General features: G+C 72.4%; 12 protein-coding genes. All 12 read right to left on the reverse strand.

The window, feature by feature from the left end; genetic code table 11:
* Positions 1–83 precede the first annotated feature (83 nt).
* The 12 genes from ACKUB9_RS10555 to ACKUB9_RS10610 all read right to left on the reverse strand — a co-directional run bounded on the left by ACKUB9_RS10555 (position 84) and on the right by ACKUB9_RS10610 (position 17442).
* Positions 84–1916 carry a reverse transcriptase family protein gene (locus ACKUB9_RS10555; protein WP_407521333.1) on the reverse strand — a complete coding sequence of 611 codons (1833 nt, stop codon included), beginning with the start codon at positions 1914–1916 and terminating at the stop codon, positions 84–86.
* Between the two features lie 424 nt (positions 1917–2340).
* The gene (locus ACKUB9_RS10560; RefSeq protein ID WP_407521331.1) at positions 2341–3993 is read right to left on the reverse strand and encodes an SWIM zinc finger family protein; all 1653 of its coding nucleotides are present in this window, start codon (positions 3991–3993) and stop codon (positions 2341–2343) included.
* Positions 3993–7094, reverse strand: coding sequence for a hypothetical protein (locus ACKUB9_RS10565; RefSeq protein WP_407521329.1), 3102 nt, complete (start codon positions 7092–7094; stop codon positions 3993–3995). The genes ACKUB9_RS10560 and ACKUB9_RS10565 overlap by 1 nt, the downstream gene beginning before the upstream one ends.
* A 258-nt stretch (positions 7095–7352) precedes the next feature.
* Entirely contained in the window at positions 7353–8027 is a 675-nt protein-coding gene (locus ACKUB9_RS10570) for a spermidine synthase (RefSeq protein WP_407521645.1), read from the reverse strand.
* Positions 8028–8286: 259 nt separating this feature from the next.
* Complete coding sequence (locus tag ACKUB9_RS10575; RefSeq protein WP_407521327.1) at positions 8287–9000, reverse strand: ABC transporter ATP-binding protein; 714 nt, start codon at positions 8998–9000, stop codon at positions 8287–8289.
* A complete protein-coding gene (locus tag ACKUB9_RS10580) occupies positions 8993–10795 on the reverse strand; it encodes a branched-chain amino acid ABC transporter ATP-binding protein/permease (protein ID WP_407521325.1) in 1803 nt (600 codons plus the stop codon). The genes ACKUB9_RS10575 and ACKUB9_RS10580 overlap by 8 nt, the downstream gene beginning before the upstream one ends.
* Entirely contained in the window at positions 10788–11621 is an 834-nt protein-coding gene (locus tag ACKUB9_RS10585) for a branched-chain amino acid ABC transporter permease (protein ID WP_407521322.1), read from the reverse strand. The genes ACKUB9_RS10580 and ACKUB9_RS10585 overlap by 8 nt, the downstream gene beginning before the upstream one ends.
* A 204-nt stretch (positions 11622–11825) precedes the next feature.
* Complete coding sequence (locus tag ACKUB9_RS10590; protein ID WP_407521320.1) at positions 11826–12980, reverse strand: substrate-binding protein; 1155 nt, start codon at positions 12978–12980, stop codon at positions 11826–11828.
* 44 nt (positions 12981–13024) lie between these two features.
* Positions 13025–13870 (reverse strand): nitrilase family protein, encoded by an 846-nt coding sequence (locus ACKUB9_RS10595; RefSeq protein ID WP_407521318.1) that lies wholly within the window; start codon positions 13868–13870, stop codon positions 13025–13027.
* 174 nt (positions 13871–14044) lie between these two features.
* Positions 14045–14671 (reverse strand): ANTAR domain-containing response regulator, encoded by a 627-nt coding sequence (locus ACKUB9_RS10600; protein ID WP_407521316.1) that lies wholly within the window; start codon positions 14669–14671, stop codon positions 14045–14047.
* Positions 14668–15822, reverse strand: coding sequence for a transporter substrate-binding domain-containing protein (locus ACKUB9_RS10605; RefSeq protein WP_407521314.1), 1155 nt, complete (start codon positions 15820–15822; stop codon positions 14668–14670). Before ACKUB9_RS10605 ends, ACKUB9_RS10600 begins: the two co-directional genes overlap by 4 nt.
* Positions 15823–15927: 105 nt before the next feature.
* Positions 15928–17442, reverse strand: coding sequence for an amidase (locus ACKUB9_RS10610; protein ID WP_407521312.1), 1515 nt, complete (start codon positions 17440–17442; stop codon positions 15928–15930).
* Positions 17443–17588: the final 146 nt, after the last annotated feature.

Consider the following 17588-nt stretch of genomic DNA (forward strand, 5'->3'; position numbering starts at 1 on the left):
CCCGCGAGAAGCGGTCGGCCTGCCCTCCCGCCCCCTCGGGCAGGCCGACCGCCGGGGGACCGGCTCGCCGATCCTTCGCCGCGTCAGCGCCTGCGGAAGAAGGTGGCGGCGGAGTAGCCGATCCAGAAGAGCAACCCGAATACCGCGAGCCCGGGGGAGATCCCGAAGGCGAGGCCGAGCAGGATCAGGCCGCCCGCGATCTTGACCAGCCGGGACGCTCCGCCCGGATGGAGGCCGGTCGGGCCGGCCGGCTGACCGAGGCCGTGGCGCCGGTCGACCGGTGCGCGATCCCGGACGTCGCCATGGTCGGCCGGCCCTCGCGCACCCGCGGCGGCGCCGAGCGCGCTGCGGGACGCCGCGGGCGCGGCGCCCGCATCGGGTCTCGGCGGTTCGATCAGGATCGGGTCCGGCGCCGGGGCCGGGCGCTCGGATGGGCTCCACCAGCGTGCCAGGGGCGTCTCGCCGCGCCCGGCCCGCGCGCGGAACGCGGGCGCCGGCGGGACGGGCTTCTCCGTCCGCCCGTACCGGGCCTGGAGGCTGCGGACCTCGGTGACCAGCGGGTCGCCGATGGCCGGGCTCACCATGCGGACGAAGAACGCGAAGCCGAGCGCGGCGTCGAAGACGTCGCGGGCGGCGCCCCAGCGCCGGCCCTCGGGGCCGCCCGTGTCGATCTGGTGCAGCAGCGCGCGGAAGCGGCGCAAGGTGTCGCGCGGCACGGCCACGCGCTCGTTGACCGTGAGGCCCGTGACCTCCTGGCGGCGCCCGCGGCGCATGACGCGGGTCTTGTCCGGATGGACCGTGAAGCCCTCGGCGGCCACGATCTCGCCGGCGTAGCGCAGCAGGGCCGAGACCTTGGCGGCGCCCTCCCCCGAGGCCGAGAAGGTCATGTCGTCGGCGTAGCGCGTGTAGGTGAAGCCGAGCGAGCCGGCCAGCGCGGCGAGCCGCGCATCGAGCCGCGTGCAGACGAGGTTCGTCAGCATCGGGCTCGTCGGCGCCCCCTGCGGCAGGCGCCGTGGGCCTCTGGCGGCGAAAAGGCGCTCGCCGTTGAGGTCCAGCTCGTCGACATCCGGCTCCGTGCAGAGCAGCGCCAGCACCGTGGCGACCGATTCCGGGTAGCCGAGACCGCGGAACTTGCCCTTCACGCGCCGGAAGGTGAGGGTCGGGAAGAAGTCCTTGAGGTCGAGGTTGACCACGACCTCGCGGCCGACATGTGCCCGGGCATTGGTCAGGATCGAGCGGCCCGGCACGAAGCCGTGCGCCGCCTCGTGCACCGGCACCTTGCCGAGGATCGCGTCGAGCACCCAGTACTGCGCGCGCTTGAGGCGCGGCATCGGGGCCGAGATCAGCCGCTCGCCGCCGGTCTTCTTCGGCAGGGTGAAGCGCTGGTAGTGGCTGATGCGCGAGAGCGCGCGGTCGTAGGCGAGGAAGCGCAGTTCGGCCAGCGGAATGCCGATCGCGTCGGCCAGCGCCCTGGGGCTGGCGAGGTCCGGCAGGCCGGGCTTGAGCGGCGTCGCCGCCGCGTGGGAATGCAGGCCGGCCGAGACCTCCGGGCCGAGGAAGAGCACCTCGCGGTCGCGCCGCGCGTGCCAGGCGAGCGCCCGGTCGTGACGGCCCCGCGCGTGACGGAGCTTCGTCTCCTTGCGTCGGGCCAGCGCCTCCTTCTTGCGGCGCTTGTGCATCGCCTTGAGCGCCGTCTCGGGGTCGCGCCAGAGCCGCTCCTGCGCGTGGAGGTCGGCGATCTCGCGCTGGATGTCGCCGCGCCGCTTGATCAGTGCGGCGGGAAGATCGGGCTGCGCCTCGTCGCCGGGCCAGAAGCCGAGGCGGATCATTTCTTCGAGGATGACCTCGTCCTTCGACGAGTCCCGGATGCGGTCGTAGAGCTGCTGCTGCGTCAGGCTGCCGGGCCGCACGGTCATGGCCGCGCCTCCGCCCGGCATCGGCCGGGAAGTCCGAGGGACGCGGGCCGGTCGGCCTTCGTCTCATCTGAGGACTGGCGCGGTCCACTCGAAGGGACCCCGGCCCCTGGTGCGGATTTGGGTTCAAGGAACCCAAACTGAAAATCCGCACCAGGGGCCTGGGGTCCCCCAGTGAAGACCGGGCCAGTGGCGCATTGCAGGGCAGGATGCAGGGACGGCGAAGCGCCGCCCGGGTTGCAAGGTCCTGTCCAGCCCGCGTCCCTCGTCCCCTCAGGGTTACGGGTGGGGGCGGGCGAAGGCAAGGCTTGCCTGCTCCTCATCCTCCGATCCTCGACCGGGGAGCGCCATGCGGGCCGGAGTCTTCCCGCGAGGGCCGCCCCGGGATGGGCGCGCGCCAGGGGAGACGGCTGCAGGGACGGGCTCGTCACGCCGCCCTCCCCTCGACCTGCACGTGGAAGATCCGGCGCAGGGCCAGCATGTGCTCGCAGGGTCCCCGCATCAGCTTGTTGTGCCCGTAGAACCCGCAATCGCAGCGCGCCTCCACCAGCCGGTCGTCGGCATCGAGGGCGATCATCGGGTGCCGCACCTTGCCGTCGTCGAGCACCTCGCCGTCGATGATCCGGCGGCCCTCGCGCCGGTTCGTCGAGGCGATGGTGACGAGGCGCGCCGCGATGAAGCGGTCCGCCTTCTCCTCCTGCTCGGAGGCGAAGCGCAGCGCGCCCGGGGCCAGCGGCTCGCGGGTCAGCTCGCGCAGGCGGTAGACTCCCTTGTCGAGGTCGAACATGGCGCGGCCGTTCTGGACGTAGAGGCCCAGCGCCCCGGCCACGAGGGCGCGGTCGAGGCCGGTCTCGGCGCTCAAGCCCGCGACGCTGGCGACATGCTGCCGGCGCAGGGCCGCGAAGACGCGCTCGGCGCTGACCTCATCCACCTGGGTGCGGGGCGCCAGGAGATCGAACTGGCCGGCGCGCGACCAGTCGTTGGCGGTCCAGCCCGACAGGCCGAGGGTGAAGCGCAGGCCTCCGAAATCGACCACCGCGAAGGCCGGCAGGCCGGTGCCCAGCAGGTGCAGCCGCACGGATCGCGCGAGCGGCAGCGCCCGCGCCAGGATGGCGAGGCGGCGCCGTCCCCAGAGCCGGATCTCGGCCGGGCTGCCGCCGCGATAGACCGAGCGCCGGAAGGTCAGGCGCTCGCCCCAGGGCTCGATCAGCACGCTCACCGGCTCGCCCGGCTCCAGCAGGAAGCGCAGCGAGCGCGGCCCGTGCCGCTCCTTCCGGGCGGCAAGCCGCGTGAGGATCGCGTGCATGTCGACCGGGTGGAGGTCGACGACGTGGGCCGGCTGGGCCATGGCGCTCGACACCTGCAGGAAGCCGCGCATCCAGCTGTCGGGCAGCTCGATCTTGTCCTCGCGGTAGGCGGCCTCGCCCGTGGTCTGCACCTCGAAGCCGGTCGGGTCGATCGACAGGGTCGTGTCGCGGTAGCTGCGGATTTTCTGGAACTCGTCGTAGAGCGCGTGGCTGTAGTCGATGTTCGTGGTGCCGCAGGCCATCTCCTCGATGCGCTCGAACACGTCGTGGTCGCAGGACAGGCGGCCGTAGGTCGATTCGTCGAGGCTGAAGCACTCGAAGAACACCTCGTCCGGATGCACCGTGATCACCGGATCGAGAACGATCCAGGCGTCGCGGTCGGCGCGGTAGAGCCAGTCGAAGTAGCGCTGGCGCGCCTTGTAGAACGGGCTCATCAGGGCGCTGGAGCGCGCGTTGATGTCGTTCATCTCCTGGCGCAGGGCCTCGATGCGCGCCTTGGCGTCGTCGCGGCTGGCCAGAGCCTCGGCCAGCAGTTCCTGCTCGTGCGCCTTCAGCCACTCGAAATAGGCGGTCCGGTCCTTCGGCTTGAAGCGCAGGTCCGAGACGACGACGTGGTGCAGCGCCGAGATCGCCTCCCGGAACGGCAGGTGCCGGGCGACGCGGCCGACGAAGTAGGTCGGCTCGCGCAGGGTGTCGGGCGCGAAGCCCAGCAGCGTCGAGGCGGCGTCGGACGCGGCGCGGGTCTCGCCGAAATAGCGATGGACGAAGTTCATCAGGCGGCTCGTCCGGTTCGGCGGCGCGGAGCGACGGGAGCGATCGGCAGGGGCGCGGCGGCGGCGAGGCCGGGATGGGCCTGCGTGATGTCGCGCAGCGCCAGCACCGCCTGCGTGCGGTCGCGGGCGGTGCCCGACAGGGTCAGGTCCGACAGGAGCGGCAGCACCGCCTCGGCGCGGTCGCGGTCGCGCAGGGCCTCGGTTCTCAGAAAAGCGGCCATCCGGTCCTTGGCGACGCGGCCCTTGAGCACCTGCAGCATGACGATGCGGGCGAGCGGCAGCAGCGCCGCGAAAGCCTCGTCGGACTGCACCTGTCCGATCAGCATCTCGGTGACGAGGAGATGCATCGACTGGGCGGGATGTTCGAGCAGGCGGGTCAGTTGCGCCTCGGCATCCTCGGGCCGCAGGCGGCTGCGCAGGAGGTGGCGGGCGAAGGCCAGCACCTCCGGCTTCACGCTGTCGGTGACGACCGCGAGCGTGGCCGGCGTCCAGACCTCCGGCGGCCAGCCGTCGAAGTGGCGGCGGGCGAAGGCGTGGACCTCGGGCCATTCCGACTCGACGAGCAGCACCGCATCCGGGGCCTCGCCCTGGAAGCGCCCGGGTGCGCCCTCGAAGGCGGCCATGGCCCAGTGCCGGACGCTGCGATGCGGGTGGTGGCCGAGCCGGGCGATCTGCCGGACCGAGAAGGTGTCGGCGCTCCGGTCCTCCAGCAGCGCGGCGCCGAGCTGCTGCGCGCCCTTGGCCCGGGCCTGGAGCAGGCGCCAGACCATGCCGGCATCGAGCGCGGCGAGCTGCGCCGGCATCGCCTCGCGCAGCAGCGCGACGATGTCGGCCGGGTAATCGTCGTCCGGCGCGGTCGCGAACAGGGTGTCGATCAGGTCGCGCGCCAGCCTGTCGGCGATGGCGGGCTCGCGCGCGGCGATCCGGGCGACGAGCGGGCGCGAGGCGCGGCGCAGCCGCGTCGCGCCGGAGGTGGCGAAGGCGAGGACGAGCGGCGCGTGGCGCGCCAGCGCCTCGTCGCCGAGGCCGCCGAACAGGGTGAGGGCCGCTTCCTGCACATCCTCGGAGGGCGAGCCCAGAAGGTCGCGCCAGGTGCCGTCCGGCAGGCCGGCCGGATCGATTCCCGTACGGCCGAGGATGTCGATGGCGGCGGCGGTGACGGCAGGCGCGCGGTGGCCCATGAGCCGCCGCAGGTCCGCGTCCGCGAGCGGCAGGGAGCCGGCGGGCCAGAGGTGCCGAAGGCGGGCGCGCACGAGGCGGATGACGGCGATCTCCGCCTCGCTCGGCGCCTCGGGAATCGCCAGCAGCCACGCGACGAGCTGGTCCGCCAGCGTCCGCGAGAGATCGGCGGCGAGCGGGCGCTCGCGGGCCCAGCCGAGGATGGGGTCGGCGAGGTCGGCATGCGCGGCCGTCAGGGCCGCGAAGGCGAGGGCCGGGCTCGACCAGGGCAGGCCCGGCTCGCGGGTGATCCGCTCCGCCGCGAGGCGGCGCGCCTCGGCGAGGTCGGCCCGCAGCAGCACCGCGAGCAGGTCCTCGTCGGCCGCACCGCGCGCGAGGCGGTCGCGCGCCTCCTCGAAGCCGAGCCGCTGCACCTCGGCATGGCGGGCGATCAGCAGCGCGCCGAGTTCGCCGACGGTGAGTCCGGCCACGAAGGCGGGATCGGCCTGGAGCACCCGCACGCCCAAGCTCGCCACCGGCCGGATCGGGCTCTGCCCGGCGAGCCGCAGGCCGAGATCCGGCCGTGCCTGCCACAGATCCGGGAAGGCCTCGGGCCGGCTCGCCGCGGGGGCGGAGGGCAGCTCCGCGAAGCTGAGGCTGCCGGGGCGCGGCCGCGCGCGGGGATCGTTGCGCTGGAGCACCTGGCTCGCCGTCCAGTTCCTGGCGAGGGGGCCGGAGGCCCGCTGCTCGCGCGACCACGTGCCCCCGGCCTGCCGCACGAAATGCGTCCAGGTCGCGGGCGGAGCGAGGTCGGCCTCCCCGAGCGTCAGCAGGTAGGCGGCGGCGAGGTCCGCGAAGCTCGGGTCGCCGAGTTCGCCGCGCTTGCGCAGGGTGCGCCAGATGCGGCGCTTGAGGTAGTGCAGGGTCGCATCCGCGAGGCCGACCGGCGCGTCGTCCCGGCCCTGGACCTCCGCGAGCAGGACGCGCCGCCGCAGTTCCGGGACGTAGACCTGCCCGCGATAGACCTGCTTGGCCCGGTACATCGGCGTCGCGGTCTCGAAGCGGTGCGCCGTCGCCGCGAAGAGCACCGCGTCGTCCGCCATCTCCGCGTACTTGTAGATCCGGCGCAGGCCGATCAGGTAGGGCGGGCGCGCGGGCAGCCGCCGGATGACGGCGGCGAGCGCCTCCCGCAAGGCCGCGTCGCCCTGGGCCGCCCGCGCCAGCGCGACGAGGGCGGGCCCCGGGGCGGCCATTTCGGCGAGGGCGCCGGCCATGCGGTCGGCATCGTGCGCCGCGGCCGCGCGCGCCAGCGCATCCGGCCCCGCGAGCGGAACCGCCTCCCGGGCCGCGCCCATGAGCGGCGAGGCGAGCGCGAAGCCCGCGAGGTCGCCGACGAGCCGGCTGGCGGCCGTCTCGGCGATGGTCCGCAGGGCCGGCGCGGCCTCGGCGCCGCCCGCGCGCGCCAGGGCGAAGACCAGCGAATAGCTCGCCTCGCGGTCGGTCCGCCGCGCCAGTTCGAGGAGGTCGGGCGTGGCCGCGCGGACCCGCACCTCGCCGATCCGCCAGAGCAGCCGGTCGAGATCCGTCGCGGGGCGGGGCGAGCGCAGGCTGGCGCCGAGCCGGGCGACGAGCGCGCGCTCGCGGCCGCCGGCCGGTCCGTCCGCATCACCCTCCGGCAGGGCGTCCGGCTCGCCGGCCCTGCGATAGCCCTCGTTGACCTTGGCGACGACGACGCTGTCGAAGATCCGGTCGGCGGCCTCGCGCGGTGCCGGGCTCGTGGTCTTGGTGCCCTCGCGCAGCGTGGCGCCGCGTCGCCCATAGCGGATGTTGACGAGGAACCGCGCTTCGCCGGCGAGCCCGTCGTTCTCGACGAGATCGACCTCGTAGATCTTGTCGGACGTGCCGCTCTTGAACCACAGCCGTGCCGAACGGACGACGTTCATCGGGACCCATGCAGCGACGAGGCGGGGCGCCTGCTATACCAATCGTCCGGCGAAGCTGACAAACCGAATGTCGCCGGATGGCCACGATCGCACCCCGTCGATCGCTCCGGGTTTCCCGAAGCCTCCCGATCGGGCGAGGATGCGGCGGATCCTGATCCCCTCCCCTGAGGTGCGCGAGCGGGCGGGCCGCCGGACCCGATCCTCCGGCCTCGCCGCGGGAGCGCCGCCGCCCCCTCGCGCGTGAGCCAAGGTGGCGCGTCAGGACGCCCGCCCGGCCTGCCGGGGTCCCGCCGCGGCCCAGGGATTGTCTCGCGCATCGGCGTGCGTGGCGAGCCAGAGGACGTGGCGGCGGCCTTTCCGTCCGTTCGCGTGGACGCGGACCTCGTCGACCGAAAACCCCATGTTGCGCAGGCGCGCCTTGAACTTGCGGTCCGGTCCGCCGGACCACACGGCCAGGATGCCGTTGGGGCGAAGCGCGTACCGGGCGCGCTTCAGGCCCCACTCGTCGTAGAGCCGGTCGTTCTCCAGGCGGGTCAGCCCCTCGGGGCCGTTGTCGACGTCGAGCAGGATGGCGTCGTAGCAGGCCGGCACCTGCTGGATCACGCGCTTGACGTCGTCCTCCCGGACCTCGACCCGCGGATCGTCCAGGCTTCCGGCGAAGATGTGGGCCAGCGGGCCGCGGGCCCAGGCCACGACCGCCGGCACCAGTTCGGCGACCACGACCCGCGCATCCGGTCCGAGCGCGTCGAGCGCGGCGCGCAAGGTGAAGCCCATGCCCAGCCCGCCGATCAGCACCCTGGCCTTCGGGCGGTCCTTGAGGCGGGCGCAGGTGAGGGACGCCAGGGCCACCTCCGAGCTGTTGGACCGATTGTTCATCAGCTCGATCGTGCCGACGCAGATCGTGTACTCGCTGCCGCGCTGCATGAGGCGCATCGGCTCGCGCTCGCCGGGGATGACGGCGGTGTCGAGGTGAACCCAGGGTATCAAAGGCCGGTGCCTCCCGTGGTCGAAGGGAACGCTCGGTGGAGCGGATGTGGACGGTGCGATCAAGAGGAATCGGCTCGGGCGCGGAGCGGGCCTGTCCGGCCTCCCGTCGGTCAGCCGGGAGACCCGGAGCTCAGAAGTGCTGCGGTCGCAGGAGCTTGACGGAGCCGTGCCGGGAACAGGGGACGATGCGGCTTGCCATTCGGGCTCAGACGCTCAGGTGACCGAGGGCGCGCGCGCGCGCATCCCCGTCGACCGGCCCTTCGTCGTCGATCTCGCCGAGCTTGAGCGCAGCCCAGCGGTCCGCGACCGTGAGGGCGAAGCCGAGGTTCTGCTCGACGATCAGCATGCTGGCGCCGGTGTCGGCCCGCTCGGCACCGAGGGCCGCGGCGATGCGCTCCACCACCGAGGGCTGCAATCCCTCGGAGATCTCGTCGATCAGGAGCAGCCGCGGGCGCAGCATCAGGGCGCGCGCGAGGATCAGCATCTTCTGCTCGCCGCCCGAGAGCGTGCCGGCGCGCTGGGCGAGCCGGTCCTTCAGGAACGGGAAGTGCCCGAACACGCGGTCGAGCGCCTCCGGCAGCAGCCGGTCCGAGGCGAGCGCGAGGCGCAGGTTGTCGCGGATCGAGAGGTCCTGGAACAGGGGCTGCTCCTGCGGGGCGTAGCCGACCCCGAGCGCCACGAGCTTGGCCGGCGACAGGCCCGCGACGGAGTGCCCGTCGATGGCGATCGAGCCGCCGCGCAGCGCGACCAGCCCCAGGATCGTCTTCAGGAGCGTGGTCTTGCCCATGCCGTTCTTGCCGAGCAGCGCGACGATCTCGCCCGGCGCCACGGAGAGCGACACTCCCTTGACGATCGAGACGGCGCCGTAGCCGCTCGACACGCCATCGAGGACGAGGGCGGCACCCGCTGCCTCAGACATGGACGCCTCCCGCGTAGATCGTCCGCACGAGATCGGACCCGACCACGTCCTCGACGGTTCCGTCGAGAACGAGCCGGCCCTGGTGCAGCACCACGATGCGCGAGGAGATCTCGCGCACGAAGTCGAGGTCGTGCTCGACCAGGACCACCGCGATGCCGAGATCGTTGGTCAGAGTCTTCAGCACCGTCCCGATGGTGGTGCGCTCGGCCTTGGTCAGGCCGGCGGTGGGCTCGTCGAGCAGGATCAGCCGCGGCTCCAGCGCCACCACCATGGCGAGTTCGAGCGCCTGCTTCTGGCCGTGCGAGAGCAGGCGGGCCGGTTGCGCCAGCAGGTGGTCGAGCCCCGTCATCCGCAGGATGTCGAGCGCGGCCTGCGGCAGGCCGAGCGTCCCGGCGCGCGCCACCGGGCTCAAGGCCTCGTGGGAGGCGCGGGCGAGCCGCAGGCAATCCGCCACCGACAGGCTCTCGAACACGCTCGCGACCTGGAACTTGCGCCCGACGCCGAGGGCGGCGACCCGGTTCGGCGTCAGCCCGGTCGTCGGCACGCCGCCCACCGCGACGGCGCCCCGGAAGGGCTCGGTGCCGTCGCTGAGGCAGCGCATCAGCGTCGTCTTGCCGGCCCCGTTCGGGCCGACGAGGCTGACGAGTTCGCCGGCCCGGATGGTGAAGTCGATGGCCTCCAGCACCGTGAGGCTGCCGTAGGACTTGGCGAGGCCCCGGACGGTGAGGAGGGGCGCGTCCGTCCGCGCGGCGGCGTGGGAGGGACGCGGGGCGAGGCGCGGGACGGCGGCGGTCCGCGGCCCGAGCGGCAGCGCCGCGAAGGCGCGGCGGGCCAGTTCGGCGAGGCCGCCCGGCAGCAGGATGATGATGGCGACGAAGGCGGTTCCGAGCAGGAGCTGCCAGAGGAACGGCAGGTCGCCCGAGAGACTCGCCGCGAGGTAGTCGATCCCGATCGTCCCGAGGACCGGACCGAGCAGCGTCCCGCGCCCGCCGAGCGCGACCCAGATCACCAGTTCGGTCCCGAACAGGAAGCCGGCATTCTCCGGCGCGACCACCGCCGAGGCGTTGGCGAACAGGAAGCCCGCGAGCCCCGCCACCCCCGCCAGCACGGTGGTGAGCAGGATCTGCAGGCGCCGGGGGTTCAGGCCGAGATAGGCGCAGCGCGCCTCGTTGTCCCGCACCGCCACGAGCGCGCACCCGGCATCCGAGCGCACGAAGATCCAGGCCGCCAGGGTGACGGCGACGAGAAACAGGGCGGCGAGACGGAAGAAGCCCTCGATGTCGAGGGGCAGGACGTCGAAGCCGACGAGGCCGCTGCTGGAGCCGGTCCACTCGCCGCCGGAATAAATCAGCTGCGTCACCACGATCGGCACGACGAGCGAGATCACCGAGGCGTAGAGCGCGGTCGAGCGGTGGTAGAAGGACAGCCAGCCGACCGCGAGGCCGAGCAGCGCCGGGGCGGCGACGGCGAGCCCGGCCGCCGCCGCGATCCAGTGCGGCGCCGCGCCATGGGCGGTCAGCAGCATCGCGGTGGCGTAGGCGCCGACGCCGAAGAACGCGGCCTGCCCGAAGGTGAGGATGCCGGCGAATCCCCACAGCAGGTCGACCGTGACGGCGAGCACCGCGTAGATCATCGAGCGGGTCAGCACGTTGACCGCGAAGGTGTCGAGGACGAGCGGTGCGACCCACAGCGCCGCGGCGCCGAGCGCCGCGACGACGAACGGGGCCGCGCGCGAGAGGCGGGGGCGCTCGCCCGCGCCCGCCGCGAGCGCGGCGGCCGGGAGGGTGTCAGGCACGGGAGAAACCTTTCGGGCTGATGCGCAGCACGAGGGCGGCGAGCACCGCGATGGCGATGCTGCCCAGGATGGGGCTGACGAAGGTGCTGACGAGCACCTGCGCCGTCCCGAAGACGAGGCAGGCGGCGGCGAGCGCGAGGAACGAGGCGTCCGCCACCATGACGAGCATGAAGGCCCCGATCAGCCAGCCGACGCCCATGTTCGGGTCGACGCTGGTGAGCGGCGTGAGGAGGACGCCCGCGAGCGCGGCGAGGCCGGCCCCGATCATGAAGATGACGAGGCGCACGCGCGCGGTGTCGATGCCGAGGCCCCGCGCCAGGGTCTCGTTCATGATCACCGCCCGCGCGGAGAGCCCGAGGCGGGTGCGCTCGATGGTGAGCGCGAAGGCCGCGCCGATGACGAGCGCGGCGGCGAGCGCGACGAGGCGGTAGGCGGAGTACTCGACGCCCATGACCGCGACGGTGCCGGACAGGAGGTTCGGGGTGAGCTGGACGTCGCGGCCGAAGCCCAGGGTGATGAGCTGGCCGATGATGATGCCGAGGCCCCAGGTGGCGAGGATCGCGTCGAGCGGCCGGCGGTAGAGCGGGCGGATGATGAAGAGTTCGGCCAGCCCGCCGAGGCTTGCGCCGACCGCGAAGGCGAGCGGCAGCGCGGCCCAGGGGTTCAGCCCGAGCTTGATCGTCACCACCGCGCAGTAGGCGCCGATGGTGAGCCACGCGCCATGCGCGAAGTTGATGATCTTCAGCACGCCGAAGACCGCGAGCAGGCCGATCGCCACCACGAAGAGGATCGCGGCGGTCGTCAGGATGTCGAGGATGAGCAGCATCGTGCCTCCCGGGTGGGATGACGCCCGGCCGGCGGGCCGGGCGCGCGTGCGGGATCCGGCGCCGGGGTCACGGGCCGTACGGGCGCCGCCCCGGCTGCGTCATACGAAATCCGATTGATCGCTTCGCGATGCGGATTTCGGCTTCGCTCAAGCGCCGCGCGGGCTGGCTGATGCGAGATCCGAACTGATCGTCCGGGTCTCGCATCAGTTCAGCTTGGGGCACTGCTCGCCCGGATCGACGTCCTTGAAGGTCCCGACGACCTTGACCGAGCCGTCGCGCTGAACCTGGCCGAGATACATCGTCAGGGGCGCGTGGTGCTGCTTGCTGATGCGGATCGTGCCGCGGGGACCGGTGGCGCTCACGGTCGGCAGCGCCTCCAGCACCTTGGCGGCCTCGGTGCTGCCCGCCTTCTCGACGGCGGCCTTGTAGAGGTAGATCGCCTCGTATTGCGGCACCGAGAGGTCGTTCGGCGTGCGCATGCCGGTGCCGAACTTCTTCTCCATCGCGGCGAGGAAGGCCTTGTTCTGCGGGCTGTCGATGCCGGTGACGTAGGAGGCCGAGAGATAGATGCCCTCCGCGTCCGCACCCATGTTCTTGGCCGTGCCCTCGTCGACCGCGAGGTTGGCGTAGGGCAGCGACACGCCCGCGCCGCGCAGCTGCTTGGTCAGCGTGACGTTCGGGGCGCCGCCGGCCGTGGAGGTGATCAGCGCGTCCGGCTTGGCCTCCTTCAGCTTGGAGATGATGGCGGTCCAGTCGCTGCCGTCCATCGGCAGGTATTCCTCGCCCACCACCTTGCCGCCGGTCTTCTCGATGTAGCTGCGCGTGAAGGCGAGCATGCCGCGGCCGAAGGCGTAGTCGCTGCCGATCAGGAAGTAGGTCTTGGCGCCCTTCTCCTTCGCGAAGGCATCGATCACCGGCGGCACCTGCTGCTCCGGCACCCAGCCGTTCACGAACAGGTTCTTGTTGCAGGACCGGCCCTCGTAGAACGAGGTGTAGATGTAAGGCACGCGGCCCTTGGTGACGGCGGGCAGCCCGGCATTGCGGGCCGCGCTCGTCTCCATCGAGATGATGGCGTCGACCTTCTTCTGGTAGATCAGGGAATCGAAGGCCTTCTGGGCGCCGGCCGCGCCGGAGGCGTCGTCGGCGACCTCCAGGGCGAGCTTGCGGCCGAGCACGCCGCCGCCCGCGTTGATCTCCTCGACCGCGAGCTCCGCCGACTGCACGACGGAGGGCGCCACGACGCTGTTGGCCCCCGAGAGGCCGACCGGAACGCCGATGACGATCGGCTTCTCCGCTGCCAGGGCGGGGAAGGCCGTGAGGGCGAGCGCGGCGAGCGCGCCGACGAGGTGACGATGCATGGTGAGGGCTCCTCGCAAATGGCGTCCTGAGGGGATGCGGGGCGTCAGGCGTAGAGGTCGGTGCGGCGGTCGCGCAGGACCGAGTTGAACTCGTTGAGGTCCTTGGCGCCGGCCTCCGCGAGGTCGATCACCGCCGAGATGGTCTCGGGGCGGTCGCGGCTCGCAGGGCCGGCGAGCGGCCAGCCCTTGGTGCCGATGATCAGGCTCTGGCCCTCGAAGGGCTGGCCGCGCTCGGTGCCCACGCGGTCGGCGCAGGCGATGAAGATGCCGTTCGAATGGGCGGCGGCGCGGTGCAGCGTGTTGGCCATGGCGGCCTCGCCCTCGGGCTGGTCCGGCATCGGCACCCAGTTGGTGGGGATGCAGACGATCTCCGCGCCGCGAAGCGCCATCTGGCGGAAGGTCTCGGGAAACCAGCCGTCGTAGCAGATCGCGATGCCGATCCTGCCGAGCGCGGTCTCGAACACCGGGAAGCCGAGATCGCCCTTGCGGAAAAAGACGTTCTCCCGGTGCCAGAGATGCGCCTTGCGGTAGGTGCCGATGAAGCCGTTCGGCCCGGTGATCAGGGCGGCGTTGTAGAGGTGGTCGCCCGCCCGCTCGGCGATCCCCGCCACGATGTGGATCTTGAGTTCGGCGGCGAGCCGGCCCCAGGCGCGGGAGGACGGCCCGTCCGGCACGGGTTCGGCCAAGGACGCCGCCTCCTCGGGGGTCTCGAACACGTAGCCGGTATTGGCCAGTTCCGGCAGCACGACCAGCCGGCTGCCCTCCCGGGCGGCGGCCCGGATGAGGTCGGACGAGCGGGCGAGGTTCGCCTCGACCGCGCCGAACTCCGGCTCGAACTGGATGCAGGACACCCTGAGGGCTGGGCGAGCGGGATCATTCGCCTGGATCATGATCGCTCCAAAACGCAAAAAGCCCCTGGGCGCGGAAGATCTTTCCGCAGACCAGAGGCTCCAAAGCCGTGATGTGATGCAGCACGCGTGCTGCTGGGCAACCTTGCCCGCTGACCTACGATACGCGTCGGGCGATCGACCGCAAGACCAATATGCGGGCAGGCCCTGCCCGGATCAGGGCCTTTCGGCCAACGCGATGCGCAGGCCGAGCCCGCTCATCGCCTCGTGCGCCGCCACCACGCTCTCGGCGACGCTCGGCATCGGCACGCGCGCCGCGGTGGCCCTGTCCCGGAGCAGCCGGTAGGCCGCGTCCTCGTCGATCCGGTTGAGGTCGACGAGCAGCCGGACCGCCTTCTCGACGGTGCGGCGCCCCTTCATGATCTCCTCGAGCCGGTGGATCTTGCTCGTCAGCCGGCCCTCGTAGCCGCGCCGGTAACGGGCCAGCGCGAACTGCGTCAGCACCCCGCGGGGCCGCAGCGGCTTCGTCAGGACGCCGTGCGCGTTGACGTCCGCGATGGCCTTGAGCGAGGTCGGGCTCTCGTAGGCCACGATGGCGACGACGGCCGGCTCGGTCTCCTCGATGGCGGGCAGGAGGTGCCTGACGTCGGCGTCGTCGAGCTGGATGAACAGCGTGTCGATGTCCGGGGGCAGGCCGGCGGGCGGCGGCCACGCCGCCGTCACCTCGCAGCCGAGGCGGCGGAGCTGGTCGACCAGCGTGGCCCCCTCCTCGTCGCGCGGATGGATGACCAGCGCCCGCGCGCGCCGCAGGTCGTCCAGGATCTTGCGGGCCGGGGCGCTCACGGGCTGAGGCCCTCCTCGAGCCAGTTCATCTCGAAGCGGGACCACGCGAGGTAGGGGTCGGGCCGCACCGGCCGGCGCGCACGCCAGACCACGTCGAACTGCCCGTCGGCGCGCGCCACCCCGATGCCGGGAGTGAGCCAGATGTGCCGGGTCTCGCCGTCGAAGGCGAGTTCGCCCTCCGGCGCGACGTAGCGCTGGCGCATCGCCGCCGCGCTCAGCCGCTCGGCGTCGAGCGTGCCGGTCTCGGCGAGCGCGCGGGCGAAGAGGTGCACCTGCGCGTAGGCGCTCTCCGACCACATGCTGGTCGGCCGCTCGGCCCCGAAACGGGCCTGGAAGGCGGAGACGAAGCGGCGGTTCTGGTCGCTGTCGAGGCGCTCGAAGTAATGCGCCGCGAGCACGTGGCCGGCGCAGTCGCCCGGACCGATCTCCCGGATCTGGCCCTCCGCCAGGGTGAGGCTCGCGATCGGGCAGCGGGCGCGGTCGATCCCGGCCGCCGCGTAGGCGCGGTAGAGCCGCTCGGCCCCCCGCCCCACCACGGTGGAGAACACGGCGTCCGGGTCCGCCCGCCGGATCTCGGCCACCATCGCGCGATGGGCCTCGTCGTCGGCGTCGAGCGGTGCGTAGACCTCCCCCACGATCGTGCCGCCCTTCGTCTCGATCAGGTCGCGCATGACGCGGTTCGATTCGCGGGGATAGATGTAGTCCGAGCCGACCATGAAGATCCGCGTCCCGTATTCCTGCAGCAGGAAATCCGCGAGCGCGAAGACGTTCTGGTTCAGCGTGGCGCCGGTGTAGATGACGTTCTCGGAATACTCGAACCCTTCGTAGATCGAGGGGTACCAGAGCAGGCCGTTGTGCCGTTCCATGGTGGAGAGCACGGATTTGCGGCTGGCCGAGAGCGAGCAGCCGAAGACGACCTCGACCCCGTCCTCGGCGAGCATCCGCCGGGCGAGCGCGCGATAGGCGTCGTTGTCGCCGGCCGGGTCGTAGCAGATGGGCTCGATCGGGCGGCCGAGCACGCCGCCGGCGGTGTTGATCTCCTCGATCGCCAGCGCGGTGCCGAGGAAGTGCTCGGTCTCGGTGACGCCGCTCACCCCGCTGCGGGAGAAGAGCACCCCGACCCGCCACGTCGCCTCGCCCGTGCCCGCCATGCGTCCCTCACCGCTCCGCGCAGGGCCGAACTCCTATCCGACGAACGGCCGGCATGGGAAGCGAGTGCCGCGGCCGGCGGGGGACGCTCACCCGCCGGCCGGGTGTCAGACGGTCTTCCAGTCTCCCGAGGCCTCGAAGGCCGCCGCGGCGCGATAGATCGTCGCCTCGTTCCAGTCCCGCGCCGTCAGCATCATGCCGACCGGCAGGCCGTCGACGAGGCCGCAGGGGACCGACATCGAGGGATGGCCGGTCACGTCCATCGGGCAGGTGGAGGCCACCATCTCGAAGGCGCGCAGGATCACCTCCTCCAGCGGGGCGCCGGCCTCCGGCAGCTTGGTGGCGACGCAGGGCAGCGTCGGGCACAGCAGCAGGTCGTATGTGGCGAAGGCGGCGTCGAACCCGGCCTTGACCCGCCGCGCCAAGTTCTGCGCCTTGGCGTAGTAGCGGCCGCGGTAATGCGTCAGGCCCCATTGCCCGATCAGCATGGAGATCTTCAGGGTCTCCGACAGGTCGTCGGCCCGGCCGCGCCACGCCGAATGGGCGTCGAGGAGCGCGACGTCGTAGGCGCCCTTCCAGTTGAAGCCCATGCCGTTGCCGAGCATCATCTGCTGGGTCAGACCCTCCAGCGCGATCGGCTGCCAGATCGCGGCGGCGAGCGGGTATTCGGGCAGCGACACTTCTTCGACGCGGGCGCCGAGTCCCTCGAACCGCGCGGCCGCGGCGCGCACCGCGTCGGCCACCGCCTCCTGCATGATCGGCGCGGCGAAGCCTTCGCGCAGCAGCCCGATCCGCAGGCCCGACGCGCCCTGCCCGACCGCCTCCGTGTAGCGCGAGACCTGAGGCGCGTACTGGCGCGGATCGAGGCCGTCGGCACCCGCCAGCACCTCCAGCAGCAGCGCGTTGTCGGCGACCGTCGCGGTGATCGGCCCGGTATGGTCGATGGTGGTCTCGATCGGCATGATGCCCGTGTAGGGAACGAGGCCGTGCGTGGGCTTGAGGCCGTAGACGCCGCAATAGGCGGCCGGGATGCGGATCGAGCCGCCCTGGTCGCCGCCGATCGCCATGTCGACCTCGCCCGCGGCCACCAGCGCCGCCGAGCCGGAAGAGGAGCCGCCGGCGGAGTGGCCCATCCGGTGCGGGTTGTGGACGGGACCGGGATCCGAGGTATGGCTGCCGCCCGACAGGCAGAAGTGCTCGCAGACCGCCTTGCCCAGGATGGTCGCGCCCGCGTCCAGCATGCGCGTCACGATGGTGGCGTCGGTGGCGGGGACGAAGCCCTCCAGCGTCGCGGCCCCGTTCATCATCGGCACGCCCGCCAGCGCGACGTTGTCCTTCAGCGCCACGGTCTTGCCCGCGAGCTTGCCCGAGGGCGCGCCCTTGACCTCGGACTTGTAGTACCACGCGCCGTACGGGTTCTCGTCGGGGCCCGGCCGGTAGCCCGGCATGCGGGGGTATTTCACGGGCAGCACGACGTCGGGCGCGGCATCGACGATGTCGTAGGCCGCGAACGCCCCCTCCATCAGGGCGCGGTAGGCGACGGCCTCGTCGGGCGAGAGCGTCATGCCGAGGCCGGCGGCGAGCGCGGCGACCTGCTCGGCGGTGGGGCGGGTGATCGACATGGGGCCTCCGTGGTGGCCGGGGATGGGATCGGGGGTCCGCTAGAGCATTTTCCGACGAAGTGGATGCCGGTTCGTCGCAGAAAATGCGACAAATCAAAGACTTAGAGCAGCGGGGGGGGGGGGGGGGGGGGGGGGGGGGGGGGGGG

Origin of the sequence: Methylobacterium oryzisoli, assembly GCF_046557895.1 — a bacterium.
Taxonomy (GTDB): Bacteria; Pseudomonadota; Alphaproteobacteria; order Rhizobiales; family Beijerinckiaceae; genus Methylobacterium; species Methylobacterium oryzisoli.